Source organism: Amycolatopsis sp. NPDC003861, assembly GCF_053605405.1.
Genome location: NZ_JBSGJD010000107.1, coordinates 1 through 12637 on the forward strand (window position 1 = coordinate 1; position 12637 = coordinate 12637).

Here is a 12637-nt window from a genome sequence, read left to right on the forward strand (position 1 = left end):
GGTGCGTCTGACGCACCGAACGCCACATTGGGTGCATCTGACGCAACCAACGCCACATTGGGGCGCTTGTATACCAGCGCGGCCGGTAGGGCTGGCCCCCGGAAAGTCCTTCGAGCGCACCGCATTCCGGCACCGCCCCCCGGGCGCGAAGACTCGGGTGGGTGACCACCACCGAGAACAGCGTCGGCAGCGACTTCGCCCGGCTGAGCCACCGCATCTCCGCCGCCGGGCTGATGGCGCGGCGGCCCGGCTACTACACCGCCCGGATCGCGCTCGTCGCCGGGTTGTTCGCCGGCGGGTGGGTGGCCTTCGCGCTGCTCGGGAACTCCTGGTGGCAGCTCGGCGTCGCGGCCTTCCTGGCCGTCATGTTCGGGCAGGTAGCCCTGCTCTCGCACGATCTCGCGCACAAGCAGGTCTTCCGGCGGCGGCGGCCCACCGAAATCGCCGGGATGCTCGCCGGGAACCTCGGGATCGGGATGAGCTACGGCTGGTGGATGGACAAGCACACCCGCCACCACGCCAACCCGAACCACGAGGAGCTCGACCCCGACGTCGATCCGGACATCCTCGTGTGGTCGAAGGACCAGGCGCGCGCCAGCCGCGGTGTCCCCCGGTTCATCGGGCGGTACCAGGCGTTCCTGTTCTTCCCGCTGCTCACCCTCGAAGGCCTCAACCTGCACTGGTCCGGCATCCGCGCGGTCCGCAAGCCGGGACTGCGCCACCGCAAGGTCGAAGCCGTCTTGCTCGCCGCGCACTTCGTCCTCTACTTCAGCGCGCTGTTCACCGTGCTCAGCCCCGGCATGGCGCTGCTGTTCTTCGCCGTCCACCAGGGACTGTGGGGTGTCTACATGGGATCGATCTTCGCGCCGAACCACAAGGGCATGCCGACGCTGACCGGGCGCACCGAGCTGGACTTCCTCCGCAAGCAGGTGCTGACCTCGCGCAACGTCCGCGGCGGGCTCGTCACCGACGTCGCCCTCGGCGGGCTCAACTACCAGATCGAGCACCACCTGTTCCCGAGCATGCCGTCGCCGCACCTGCGGCGGGCGCAGCCGATCGTCCAGGCCTACTGCGCCGAGCTGGGCGTTCCCTACCTGCAGACGAGCCTGGCCGAGTCCTACCGGCAGGCCCTCACCCACCTGCATGAAGCTGGGGCCCCTCTCAGGAACCGTTCGTAGACTCGATCGCATGAGGAAGACGATCGCTGCGCTGCGCGACTTACCCGCGGCGTTCGGCGCGAAGGCCACCGGTGCGCGGGCCGAGCGGGTCCGCTCCTCGCCGCAGTTCGACGGCAAGGTGTTCCGCAACGCGGCGCCGCGGCACCCGATGACCGCGGCGTCGATGCGGACCATCTTCCGCGAGATGTTCTTCGGCGAGCACCGTGAGCTGCGCAAACCGGCCGGTGCGGTCCCGCTGGTGACGGCCGGGCCGGTGGAGTCGGCGAGCGGGCTGCACCTGACCTGGTACGGCCACGCCTCGACGCTGGTCGAGCTCGACGGCGCCCGCGTGCTGCTCGACCCGGTGTGGAGCGACCGCGTCTCCCCCGCCGCGTTCGCCGGCCCGCGGCGGCTGCACGAGCCGCCGGTCCCGCTGTCCGGGCTCGGCCGGATCGACGCCGTCGTGATCTCGCACGACCACTACGACCACCTCGACCTGGCGACGGTCCGCGCACTGGTGACGTCGTCCGAAGCGCCGTTCCTCGTCCCGCTCGGCGTGGGCGCGCACCTCGAGCGCTGGCACGTGCCGGCTGCCCGCATCATCGAGCTCGACTGGCACGAAGAGGCGACGGTGGCGGGTGTCCGCTTCATGGCCACGCCGGCCCAGCACTTCTCCGGCCGCGGTATCACGAACGACGACACGCTCTGGACGTCGTGGGCGCTGCTCGGCCCGGCGCACCGGGTGTTCTACAGCGGCGACACGGGCTACTTCGACGGGTTCGCGGCGATCGGCGCCGAGCACGGCCCGTTCGACGCGGCCCTGATCCAGATCGGCGCGTACGCCCCGCAGTGGCCGGACATCCACATGACCCCGGAGGAAGGCGTGGCGGCGGGCCTCGACGTCCGGGCGAAGCTGCTGGTCCCGGTGCACTGGGCGACGTTCCAGCTGGCGATGCACCCGTGGGGTGAGCCGGCCGACCGCGTGTGGAGCGAGGCCAAGGAGGCCGAGCTCCCGCTGGCCATCCCCCGCCCGGGCGAGCGCATCGACGCGGCGGCACCCCCGGCGGTCGACGGCTGGTGGCAGGCGCTGTGCCCCGGCAGCCGACAAGCGTGATCAGAGGGTCGACACGGCCCGGACCTGCCGTGTCGACCCGTCAATCACGCGTGCCGGCGCGGGGATCACGTGTGCCGGCCGTTGGCGCACGTCGGTGGGGCCGGGAGGGCGTGTGAAGCTCAAGCTGGACCTGCACGACATCTACAACCGCGGCGGTGAGATCGACCGGGCGCTCAAGGCGATCATCGACGAGGCCGTGGCCAAGAAGGCGCCGCTCGTCGAGATCATCCCCGGGAAGGGCTCGGGGCAGCTGAAGAAGCACGTCCTGCGGTTCCTCGAGCGCAAGGACGTCAAGGCGCTCTACCACCGGGTCGAGAAGGACAAGGACAACTTCGGCAGGGTGTTCGTGCACTTCCGCTGGAAGTGAGTCAGAACCGGCTGTCGTGGCGGGCTTGCGACCATGCCCGGTCCCACGCCGCCGCGTGGAAACGGATCAGGACGAACCGGGCGGTCGCGTACAAACCCACCAGGGCTCCGGTGATCGCCGTCCACAGCAGGATCGCCGCGAACACGCCGTCGGCCGCCGAGGTGGACGCCGACAGGGGTTCGGCCGCCAGCTCGCCCCGCTGGTCCAGCCAGATCGCGACGCGGGTGCCCGCCGGGCTGCCCGGGTCGGCCAGCACGTCGCCGGTGTGGCGGGTGCCGCGGGCGTCGAACCAGGCCGCCGGGACCGACGTCTGCGCGGCCGGGGCGCCGGCGCCGTCGGTGCTGTACGGCTGGTTGGACGCCGCCGCGAGGGTGACCGCCGTTGCGGGGTGGCGCGTGGTGCGTTCCTCCGCGGCGCGCGCGTTCTGCGCCGCGTACGTCTCGGACCCGAACGCCGCCGCGATCGGGATCGCGAGCAGCGCGCCGGCCACGGCCAGGAGCAGCAGGAGGGCTTCGACGCGGTCGCCCGCCCGGGCCAGGGGGTTGCGGCCGGGGCGTACCCGGCGCCCGAACCGGGCGATCCGTCCGCTGGGCCCACGCATGCGCGACTCACTCCTCCCGGGAAGGTGTCTTCTCGGTAACAGTGTGCGCGCCGAGGCTCGGCTTTCTCTTGCGAATGGGATGCGGCCCACCTGTGAAACCGTGCACAACCACCCGGTCGCGCCCGCCGGTCACAGCCAGTCGTCGGGACGCGGCCAGGGCAGCATGGCCGCGAGCGCGTCCCGGGCCGGTTCGGTGACCGCGTACCGGCCGCGGTGGAACAGCAGCGGGCGGGCCTCCGACGCCGCGCCCAGTGCCGTCACCCGGCCGATCACGACGTAGTGGTCACCGGCCTCGTGCACGGCCTCCAGGGCGCAGTCGATCCAGGTCAGCGCGCCGTCGAGCAGCGGGGCCCCCGACGGCGCCGGCGTCCACGGGATCCGGGCGAACTTGTCCTCGCCGCGGGCGCCGAACACCGCGCTGACCTCCTGCTGGTCCTCGGCCAGCACGTTGACCGCGAACCGGCCCGCCGCCGCCAGCACCGGCCACGTCCGCGACGTCCGGGCCGGGCAGAACAGCACCAGCGGCGGGTCCAGCGACAGCGCCGCGAACGACTGGCAGGCGAACCCGGCCAGGGTGTCGCCGTCACGGCCGGTGACGACCGTGACGCCCGTGCAGAAGTGCCCGAGCACGCTCCGGAACTCGGTCTGGTCGACCGCCACGGACGTCATGCGCCCGGGGGCCGCGCGCCGACCGAGAAGTCGTGGCCCCACAGCGACACCGCGGTGCTCTCGCGGGCGATCCAGTTGTCGTCGTCGACCTGACGGCCTTCGCAGCCGAACTCGACGTCGAAACCGCCCGGCGTCTTCATATAGAACGACAGCATCAGGTCGTTGACGTGCCGGCCGAGGGTGGCCGACATCGGCACCTTGCGCCGGATCGCGCGGTCTAGGCACAGGCCGACGTCGTCGGTGTTCTCCACCTCGACCATCAGGTGCACGATCCCGCTCGGCGTCGGCATCGGCAGGAACGCCAGGCTGTGGTGACGCGGGTTGCAGCCGAAGAACCGCAGCCACGCGGGCGGCCCGTCGGCGGGCCGGCCGACCAGCTGCGGCGGCAGGCGCATCGAGTCGCGCAGCCGGAAGCCGAGGACGTCCCGGTAGAACCGCAGCGACGCCTCGTCGTCCTTTGTGGACAACACGACGTGCCCGAGGCCCTGCTCGCCGGTGACGAACTTGTGGCCGTACGGGCTCACCACCCGCCGGTGCTGCAGCGCGACGCCGTGGAACACCTCCTGGGTGTTGCCGGACGGGTCGTCGAAGCTGATCAGCTCGTCGACGCGGCGGTCGGCCAGCTCGTCGGGCGTGCCCTCCTTGTACGGCACCGACGCACTGTCCAAACGCGACCGGAGCTCGTCGAGCTCGGCCGCGTGCGCGACCTCCCAGCCGGTGACGGCCAGACGGTCCGCGGAACCCGGCGAGATCACCAGCCGCGCGGGGAAGTCGTCCATCCGCAGGTACAGCGCGTCCGGATTCGTGCCGCTGCCTTCGACCATGCCGAGCACCTTGAGGCCGTACTCGCGCCAGGCCGCCATGTCGGTGGCCTCGATGCGGAGGTAGCCCAGTGATCGGATGCCCATCAGGAACTCCCGAGGAAGTCGAGGGCCAGCCGGTTGAACTCGTCGAACTTCTCCAGCTGGGCCCAGTGCCCGCAGCCGCCGAACACGTGCAGCTGCGCGCGCGGGATGGTTTTCAAAGCGACCAAAGCGCCGTCGAGCGGGTTGACGCGGTCCTCGCGCCCCCAGATCAGGAGGACGCGCTGGCGCAGGCGGTGGGCTTCGCGCCAGAGCAGGCCCTCTTCGTAGGTGTCGGGTTGCGCGAACGACATCCCCATCGCGCGCATCGCGGCCAGGGATTCCGGGGTGTTCGCGGCGGCGAAGCGTTCGTCGATCAGCTCGTCGGTGACGAGCGCCTGGTCGTGGACCATGATCCGCAGGAAGGCTTCCATGCGTTCGCGCGACGGCTTGGCCACGAACCGCCCGAGGTTCTTGACGCCTTCGGTCGGATCGGGTGCGAACAGGTTGACGCTCAGCCCGCCCGGCCCCATCAGCACGAGCCGCCCGGCGCGCTTGCCGTGGTTCAGCGCGAACCGGACCGCCGCTCCCCCGCCGAGGGAGTTGCCGACGAAGTGGGCGCGTTCGATGCCGAGCGCGTCCATCAGGCCGAGGACGGCGTCCGCGCTGTGCCGGAAGTACTGCGGGTGCTCGGTCGGCTTGTCCGAGCGCCCGAAACCGGGCTGGTCGACGGCGATCGTCCGGTAGTGCTTGGCGAACTCCGGCAGGTTGCGCCCGAAGTTGCTCCACGCCGACGCGCCGGGGCCGCCGCCGTGCAGCAGGATCACCGTCTCGGCGTGCTCGGCGCCGGCTTCGTGGTAGTGCAGGGTGAGCGAGCCGGCCTGGACGTACTTGCCTTCGGGTGCGGCCATCAGTACATCGCGTTCTCGACGGGGAGCCCGAAGGCGCCGGTGCCGTACATGACGTACGCGCGCTCGGCGTCGTTCGCCGCGTGGACGCGGCCGGCGTGCGCGTCGCGCCAGAAGCGCTGGATCGGCGTTCCCCGCTGGATCGCGCGGCCGCCGGAGTTCTCGAAGAGCCGGTCGATCGCGGCGATCGCGCGTTCGGTGCCGCGGACCTGGTCGCGCCGGACGCGCAGCCGCAGGTCCACGGGCAGCCGCTCCTCGCGCTTGGCGAGTTCGTACAGCTCTTCGATGTTGCGGGTCAGCTGCAGCCAGGCGGCGTCGATCTCGCTGGCCGCTTCGGCGATCCGCACCTTGGCGAACGGGTCCTCTTTGGACTGCTCGCCGGCGTAGGCGGCCCGGACGCGCTTGCGCTGGTGCTCGACGTGCGCGTCGTAGGCACCCTGGGCCATGCCGATGATCGGTGCGGTGATCGTGGTCGGGTGCACCGAACCGTACGGGAGCCGGTAGAGCGGGCCGGGGTTGACGGCCTGGCCCGGCACTTTGCACTTCGACGTCGCGATGAAGCTCAGCGCCCGGTGCTGCGGGACGAAGACGTCCTCGACGACGATGTCGTTCGAGCCGGTGCCGCGCAGGCCGATCGTGTCCCAGACGTCCACAATGGAGTAGTCGGCGATGGGCAGCAGGTAGGTGCAGAAGTCGACCGGCTTGCCATCCTTGAACGCGGGTCCCCCGAGCAGCACCCACGTGCAGTGGTCGGACCCGGAGGAGAAGCTCCACCGGCCCGTGAGCCGGTAACCGCCCTCGACGACCTCGGCCTTGCCCATCGGCGCGTACGACGAGGAGATCCGCACGTCCTGGTCCTCGCCCCAGACCTCCTGCTGCGCCTGGGCGTCGAACAGCGCCACGTGCCACGGGTGGACGCCGAGGATGGAGGCGACCCAGCCGGTGGACCCGCACGCGCTCGCGATCAGCTTGACCGCGGTGTAGAAGCTCACCGGGTCGGCTTCGAAGCCCCCGTGGAGCTTCGGCTGCAGCAGCTTGAAGAACCCGGTCTCCTGCAGGGCCTTGACGGACTCCTCGGGGACGCAGCGCGCGTCCTCGGCGTCCTGGGCCCGTTCCCGCAGGACCGGCAGGAGGTCCCGGACCCCGGCGATCACCTGCTCGCTCATGCGCAGTTCCTCTCTGGTCTTCACTGTCCCAAGACTAGAACACGTTCTCGTTTTTGTCGAGAACACCCTGCGCCAGGGCACTGTTGATCCCCGCTCTACGGCCGGAAAACACGCAGTCGGCCAGGGACAGGCCGCTCACGTAGGACCTGGAACAGATTCCCACGGCGGTGCGCCCGGCGGCGTACAGGCCGGGGATCGGCGCCCCCGCCGTGTTCCGCACCGCGCCGGTGTCCTCGTCGACGACGAGCCCGCCGAGGGTGAGCATCGGCGTCGGGTACCCGAGGTTGGGCCGCACCGAGATGTCGATCAGCGAGTACGGCGGGTTGTCCAGGCGCCGCACGAACTCGGTCGGCTTGCCCACCGGATCGCGGTCGCCGTGGTAGCCCTCGACGCTCGCGCGCAGCCCCTGCGGGTCGACGCCGGCCCGGCGCGCCACCTCCTCGACCGTCGTCCCGGTGACCCGGCCGCGCCGCAGCAGGTACCGCAGCTGCAGCGCCTGGAACCACTGGCTCTGCGCCTTCGTGTCCCGCCGCGCCTCGGCGACGATCGGCGCGTCGACGAGCAGCCAGCCCTTGCTCCCGTGGTCCTCGATGAGCTTCTCGCCGACCGCGGCGCCGTAGCGGGACTCGTCGATCACCCGCCGGCCCGCGGCGTCGACGATGATCCCGCCGAGGAACGCGCTCGGCGGCGTGATGAACCGCCAGGCGGAGATCCGGCCGAGCTCGCCGGTCGCGGCCCCGGCCTCGACGCCGAGCCGGATGCCCGAGCCGTCGTCGGCGGACGTGCCCAGCGGCAGCCCGCCGCGGTAGGCCGGCGCGTGCTCGCGCACCATCTCGCGGTCGGCGATGAAGCCACCGGCGGCGAGCACGACCCCGCGCCGGGCGGAAATCCGCAGCTCACGGCCGTGCGCTCGTTCGAAGCGTTCGACCCGGCGATGCAGTGACTTGCGCAGCGACGGGACGTAGATCCCGGGCTTGGCCGCGTACTGCGCGAAACGCTGGTGGCGCGCCCGCACCGACGCGGGCGCCTCGCCCAGGGTCTCGGCGACGACCCCGGTGACGCGGCCCGCGCCGTCGCGGAGCAGCTCCCGGACGGTCGTCTGGGTCAGCACCCGGATCCCGCGGGCGCGCACGGCCGCCTTGAGCCGCGCCATCAGCATCTTCCCCGACGTCCCGGGCCCCTTGACGCGGTGCCCGCGCGGAGCCGGCTTCGCCGCGTCGCGGAACCCGCCGGCCGCCTCGCTGCCGGAGTAGTAGAGGTAGTGGTCGTCGCTCGGGTACGACGTCTTGTACGGGCAGAGGCTGCCTTCGAACGGCACGCCGTTGCCCTCCAGCCAGGTGATCATCTCGCGGCTGCCCTCGCAGAACCGCCGCAGCGTCCCCTCGGAGACGACGTCCCCGGTCTCCATGCGCAGGTAGGCGTACATGGCGTCGACCGAGTCGTCGACCCCCGCGTCGAGCTGCTGACCGGTGCCGCCACCGGCGTAGACGACGCCACCGCTGACCGCGCTGGCTCCTCCGCCGGCGAAGCGCTCGACGATGACGACGTCGGCGCCCGCGTCGGCCGCTTCGAGGGCGGCACAGGCGCCGGCCGCCCCGAACCCCACGATGACCACGTCCGCGACGAGTGCGTCCATGGTGGCTACCCTAGAACTGAAACACGTTCTCGTCTATGGTGGCCGAAAGGGGCTCTCAACTGGATACTCATCACGTGGAACACGTTATAGGTGAGGTGGCATGACGGAGCAGTTCGACGTCGTCGTCGTCGGCAGTGGTGCCGCCGGGATGACCGCCGCGCTGGCTGCGGCCCACCAGGGCCTGAGCGTAGTGGTCCTGGAGAAAGCCGGCTGCTTCGGCGGCTCGACCGCACGCTCCGGCGGCGGGGTCTGGCTGCCCGGCAACCACGCTCTGCGCGCCGCGGGGATCGAAGAACCACCCGAGCAGGCGCGCGAGTACCTGGCCGCCATCGTCGGGGACGCCGTCCCGGCCGTCCGGCGCGACACGTTCCTCGCCCACGGCCCCGCGGTGCTGAAGTTCGTCTGCGACCACACCCCGCTGAAGTTCCGCTGGGTCCGCGACTACAGCGACTACCACCCGGAAGCTCCCGGCGGACGCCCCGGCGGGCGGTCGGTGGAGCCGGTCGCCCTCGACGGCAAGCTCCTGGGCGCCGAGCTGGCCCACCTCGAACCGCCCTACAGCGCTCCCCCGCTCGGCGTCCCGATCACCCAGGCCGACTACCGCTGGCTGAGCCTGCTCGCGAGACACCCGCGCGGCGCCCTCCGGATGCTGTCGCTGGGCCGGCAGTGGCTCGTCGGCAAACTCCGCGGGCAGCAGCTGCTGAGCATGGGGCAAGCGCTTGCGGCCGGGCTGCGGGTAGGCCTGGCCCGGGCCGGCGTCGAGGTCCGGCTGAACACCCCCCTGGTCGACCTCCAGGTCGACGACGACCGCGTCACCGGCGTCGTCACCGAGACCGGCGTCATCGCGGCGCGGCGCGGCGTGATCCTCGCCAGCGGTGGCTTCGAGCGGAACCTCGAGATGCGCGAGAAGTACCAGCGCGCACCGATCGGCGTCGACTGGACCGTCGGCGCGGCCGCCAACACCGGCGACGGCATCACCGCCGGCCTCAAGCTCGGCGCGGCCCTCGACCTGATGGACGACGCCTGGTGGGGGCCGTCGCTGCCGCTGACCGGCGGGCCGTGGTTCGCCCTCGCCGAGCGGTCCCGGCCGCGCAGCATCATGGTCGACGCGCGTGGCGAGCGGTTCGTCAACGAGTCGGCACCCTACGTCGAGGCCGTGCACGCGATGTACGGCCCCGGGGACGGCCCGGGGCAGCACATCCCGACCTGGCTGGTGTTCGACCAGCGCTACAAGGACCGGTACATGTTCACCGGCGTCGGGCCGCGCCAGCCACTGCCCGGCCGCTGGTTCAAGGCGGGGATCGCGGTGAAGTCGTCGACCTTGGCCGGGCTGGCCGCGAAGATGGACGTCCCCCCGGCCGGCCTGGAGGCGACCGTCGAGCGCTTCAACGGCTTCGCGCGCAACGGCGTCGACGAGGACTTCCACCGCGGCGTCAGCAAGTACGACCACTACTACGGCGACCCGCGCAACAAACCCAACCCCAGCCTCGGTCCCTTGGACAAAGCGCCGTTCTACGCGGTGAAGATCGTCCCGGGCGACCTGGGCACCAAGGGCGGGCTGCGCACCGACGAACACGCGCAGGTGCTGCGCGAGGACGGCTCGGCCGTGCCGGGGCTGTTCGCCGCGGGCAACGCCAGCGCGGCCGTGATGGGCCGGACGTACGCCGGGCCGGGCGCGACCATCGGCCCCGCCATGGTGTTCGGCTACCTTGCGGCGACGCGGCTGGCGCACGAAGATCAGGGGACCACGGGAGGGCAGCGATGACGCAGGATTCGGTACGCACCATCTACGCCGGTGAGCCGCCGACCCGGTTCGCCCGCGGCTGGCACTGCCTCGGCCTGGCGGAGAACTTCCGCGACGGGAAACCGCACGCGGTCACCGCGTTCGGCACGAAACTCGTGGTGTGGGCGGACTCGGCGGGCGAGCTGCAGGTGCTCGACGGCTACTGCCGGCACATGGGCGGCGACCTCACCCAGGGCACGGTCAAGGGCGACGAGGTGGCCTGCCCGTTCCACGATTGGCGCTGGAGCGGCAAGGGCAAGTGCGTCTCGATCCCCTACGCCAAGCGGGTTCCGCTGCGCGCGCGGACGCGGTCGTGGACGTCGGAGGTGCGCAACGGGCAGCTGCTCGTCTGGCACGACCCGGAAGGCAACCCGCCGCCCGAGGAGCTGGCGATCCCGCGGATCGAAGCGGCCAACAGCGACGAGTGGAGCAACTGGACCTGGGACGAGATCTTCATCGACGGCTCCAACTGCCGCGAGATCATCGACAACGTCGTCGACATGGCCCACTTCTTCTACATCCACTACGCCTACCCGACGTACTTCAAGAACGTCTTCGAAGGCCACATCGCCACGCAGTACCTCAACACCAAGGGCCGCCCGGACATGGGCATGGCGTCGAACTACGGCGGCGAGGACAACCTGCTGCGGTCGGAGGCGTCGTACTTCGGGCCGTCATACATGATCAACAAGCTGGTGAACTCGTTCCAGGGCTACGAAATCGAGAGCGTGCTCATCAACTGCCACTACCCTGTGACGCCGACGTCGTTCGTGCTGCAGTACGGCATGAAGGTCAAGAAGCTGCCGGGGATCTCCGACGAGCACGCGGACAAGATCGCCGCGAAGCTGGCCCGCGGGATCGGCGCCGGGTTCCTGCAGGACGTCGAGATCTGGAAGCACAAGACGCAGATCGACAACCCGCTGCTGTGCGAAGAGGACGGTCCGGTCTACCAGCTCCGCCGGTGGTACCAGCAGTTCTACGTCGACGTCGCCGACGTCACCGAGGACATGACCCAGCGGTTCGAGTTCGAAGTGGACACGACGAAGGCCAACGAGGCGTGGGCGGCGGAGGTCGCGGAGAACCTGGCGCGGCAGAAGACCGAGGCGGAAGTGTGACCACCGCCGAGCAGACCGAGTTCCTGTCGGGCGGGCTGCGGCCGCACGAGTGCCGCAGCTGCGGGACGTGCGTGCTGGTGAAGAAGAACAGCATCCAGCACACGAGCATCCAGTGGACGTCCCGGCCCGCCGACACCTGCCCGGTGTTCGCGGACGCGGACGGGCCGTCGGCGCTGCTCGACACGTGCCCGAAGCTGGCCGACAGCATCGGCGACGCCGTGCGCGAGGGCACGCTGGCGGTGGCCGATGGCTGAGCGGGTCTACACGCTGACCGTCGCCGACGTCGTCGTCGAAACGCCGGACGCGCGGTCGGTGGTCTTCGAGATCCCGCCCGAGCACGCTTCCGCTTTTGCCTACTCGGCGGGGCAGTTCTTGACTCTGCGGATCCCCAGCGAGCGGACCGGTTCGGTGGCGCGGTGCTATTCGCTCTCCAGCGCGCCGCACGAGAACCGGGTGCAGGTCACGGTCAAGCGGACCGACGGCGGGTACGGGTCGGGCTGGATCTGCTCGTCGTTGCAACCGGGGATGCAGGTCGACGTGCTGGCGCCGGCCGGGGTGTTCTGCCCGTCTTCGGTCGACGAGGACTTCCTGCTGTTCGCCGGCGGCAGCGGCATCACGCCGGTGATGGCCATCCTCAAGACGGCGTTGGAGACCGGTTCCGGCCGGGTCGTGCTGGTGTACGCGAACCGCGACGAGCGCTCGGTGATCTTCGCGGGTGAACTGGCGTCGCTGGCGAAGCGGTACGGAGACCGGCTGGTCGTCATCCACTGGCTGGAGAGCGTCCAGGGCCTGCCGGACGTCTCGCAGCTGCGCGGGCTGGCTTCGGCGTACACCACGCACGAGGCGTTCCTGTGCGGGCCGGCGCCGTTCATGGCGGCCGTGCGGGAGGCGCTCGGGCAGCTCGGGGTGCCGCGCGAGCGGGTGCACGTCGAGAAGTTCACATCGCTGACCGGGAACCCGTTCGAAGAGACCGCCGAGGTCGTCGAGGAGCCTTCGGATGAAGCACCGGCGGCGCTGACGGTGACCCTCGACGGGGACACGCGGTCGATGGTGTGGCCGCGGCAGCGGAAGTTGCTGGACCGGCTCCTGGAAGACGGCATGGACGCGCCCTACTCGTGCCGCGAAGGACAGTGCAGCGCGTGCGCGTGCCGGATCGTCTCGGGTGAGGTGAAGATGCTGCACAACGAGGTCCTCGACGCCGAGGACATGGCGGACGGCATCGTGCTGGCCTGCCAGTCGCTGCCGGTCACCGACGAGGTCTCGATCAGCTACGAATAGG

13 protein-coding genes are annotated in these 12637 nt (G+C 70.9%); 7 read left to right on the top strand and 6 right to left on the bottom strand.

The features are described from left to right. Positions 1-161 precede the first annotated feature (161 nt). The 3 genes from ACWEVN_RS25100 (at position 162) to ACWEVN_RS25110 (ending at position 2638) form a co-directional block, all read left to right on the top strand. Positions 162-1178, top strand: coding sequence for a fatty acid desaturase family protein (locus ACWEVN_RS25100; RefSeq protein WP_452052915.1), 1017 nt, complete (start codon positions 162-164; stop codon positions 1176-1178). 10 nt (positions 1179-1188) lie between these two features. Beyond that, the gene (locus ACWEVN_RS25105) at positions 1189-2271 is read left to right on the top strand and encodes an MBL fold metallo-hydrolase (RefSeq protein WP_452052916.1); all 1083 of its coding nucleotides are present in this window, start codon (positions 1189-1191) and stop codon (positions 2269-2271) included. A 112-nt stretch (positions 2272-2383) separates the two neighbouring features. Continuing rightward, complete coding sequence (locus tag ACWEVN_RS25110; RefSeq protein ID WP_086675002.1) at positions 2384-2638, top strand: Smr/MutS family protein; 255 nt, start codon at positions 2384-2386, stop codon at positions 2636-2638. 1 nt (position 2639) lies between these two features. Here the strand turns inward: ACWEVN_RS25110 and ACWEVN_RS25115 are convergent, their stop codons facing one another. From ACWEVN_RS25115 to ACWEVN_RS25140, 6 genes are all read right to left on the bottom strand, one after another. Further along, entirely contained in the window at positions 2640-3239 is a 600-nt protein-coding gene (locus tag ACWEVN_RS25115; protein WP_452052917.1) for an Rv1733c family protein, read from the bottom strand. 129 nt (positions 3240-3368) lie between these two features. After that, positions 3369-3908: a 3-hydroxy-9,10-secoandrosta-1,3,5(10)-triene-9,17-dione monooxygenase reductase subunit gene (hsaB, locus tag ACWEVN_RS25120; protein WP_452052918.1), complete on the bottom strand. Its 540-nt coding sequence runs from the start codon at positions 3906-3908 to the stop codon at positions 3369-3371. After that, a complete protein-coding gene (hsaC, locus tag ACWEVN_RS25125; RefSeq protein ID WP_452052919.1) occupies positions 3905-4816 on the bottom strand; it encodes an iron-dependent extradiol dioxygenase HsaC in 912 nt (303 codons plus the stop codon). The genes hsaB and hsaC overlap by 4 nt, the downstream gene beginning before the upstream one ends. Next, complete coding sequence (gene hsaD, locus ACWEVN_RS25130) at positions 4816-5661, bottom strand: 4,5:9,10-diseco-3-hydroxy-5,9,17-trioxoandrosta-1(10),2-diene-4-oate hydrolase (protein WP_452052920.1); 846 nt, start codon at positions 5659-5661, stop codon at positions 4816-4818. The genes hsaC and hsaD overlap by 1 nt, the downstream gene beginning before the upstream one ends. Next, positions 5661-6824, bottom strand: a complete 1164-nt coding sequence (gene hsaA, locus ACWEVN_RS25135) for a 3-hydroxy-9,10-secoandrosta-1,3,5(10)-triene-9,17-dione monooxygenase oxygenase subunit (RefSeq protein WP_452052936.1) — start codon at positions 6822-6824, stop codon at positions 5661-5663. Before hsaA ends, hsaD begins: the two co-directional genes overlap by 1 nt. A gap of 34 nt (positions 6825-6858) precedes the next feature. Beyond that, the gene (locus ACWEVN_RS25140; protein ID WP_452052921.1) at positions 6859-8460 is read right to left on the bottom strand and encodes an FAD-binding protein; all 1602 of its coding nucleotides are present in this window, start codon (positions 8458-8460) and stop codon (positions 6859-6861) included. Between the two features lie 100 nt (positions 8461-8560). Here ACWEVN_RS25140 and kstD point away from each other — a divergent pair, with 100 nt between their 5' ends. The 4 genes from kstD to ACWEVN_RS25160 are packed head-to-tail and all read left to right on the top strand — an operon-like array spanning position 8561 to position 12636. Continuing rightward, complete coding sequence (gene kstD, locus ACWEVN_RS25145) at positions 8561-10225, top strand: 3-oxosteroid 1-dehydrogenase (protein WP_452052922.1); 1665 nt, start codon at positions 8561-8563, stop codon at positions 10223-10225. Then, complete coding sequence (locus ACWEVN_RS25150) at positions 10222-11358, top strand: Rieske 2Fe-2S domain-containing protein (RefSeq protein WP_452052923.1); 1137 nt, start codon at positions 10222-10224, stop codon at positions 11356-11358. Before kstD ends, ACWEVN_RS25150 begins: the two co-directional genes overlap by 4 nt. Further along, positions 11355-11612, top strand: a complete 258-nt coding sequence (locus tag ACWEVN_RS25155; RefSeq protein ID WP_310974809.1) for a hypothetical protein — start codon at positions 11355-11357, stop codon at positions 11610-11612. The genes ACWEVN_RS25150 and ACWEVN_RS25155 overlap by 4 nt, the downstream gene beginning before the upstream one ends. Further along, positions 11605-12636, top strand: coding sequence for a 2Fe-2S iron-sulfur cluster-binding protein (locus tag ACWEVN_RS25160; protein ID WP_452052924.1), 1032 nt, complete (start codon positions 11605-11607; stop codon positions 12634-12636). The genes ACWEVN_RS25155 and ACWEVN_RS25160 overlap by 8 nt, the downstream gene beginning before the upstream one ends. Position 12637 lies beyond the last annotated feature (1 nt).

Excerpts from the sequence above, each read along its gene's own strand:
- ACWEVN_RS25105 (WP_452052916.1), top strand. The coding sequence starts at position 1,189 with ATGAGGAAGACGATCGCTGCGCTGCGCGACTTACCCGCGGCGTTCGGC.
- hsaD (WP_452052920.1), bottom strand. The coding sequence starts at position 5,661 with ATGGCCGCACCCGAAGGCAAGTACGTCCAGGCCGGCTCGCTCACCCTG.
- ACWEVN_RS25150 (WP_452052923.1), top strand. The coding sequence starts at position 10,222 with ATGACGCAGGATTCGGTACGCACCATCTACGCCGGTGAGCCGCCGACC.
- ACWEVN_RS25115 (WP_452052917.1), bottom strand. The coding sequence starts at position 3,239 with ATGCGTGGGCCCAGCGGACGGATCGCCCGGTTCGGGCGCCGGGTACGC.
- hsaA (WP_452052936.1), bottom strand. The coding sequence starts at position 6,824 with ATGAGCGAGCAGGTGATCGCCGGGGTCCGGGACCTCCTGCCGGTCCTG.
- ACWEVN_RS25160 (WP_452052924.1), top strand. The coding sequence starts at position 11,605 with ATGGCTGAGCGGGTCTACACGCTGACCGTCGCCGACGTCGTCGTCGAA.
- hsaB (WP_452052918.1), bottom strand. The coding sequence starts at position 3,908 with ATGACGTCCGTGGCGGTCGACCAGACCGAGTTCCGGAGCGTGCTCGGG.
- ACWEVN_RS25140 (WP_452052921.1), bottom strand. The coding sequence starts at position 8,460 with ATGGACGCACTCGTCGCGGACGTGGTCATCGTGGGGTTCGGGGCGGCC.
- kstD (WP_452052922.1), top strand. The coding sequence starts at position 8,561 with ATGACGGAGCAGTTCGACGTCGTCGTCGTCGGCAGTGGTGCCGCCGGG.
- hsaC (WP_452052919.1), bottom strand. The coding sequence starts at position 4,816 with ATGGGCATCCGATCACTGGGCTACCTCCGCATCGAGGCCACCGACATG.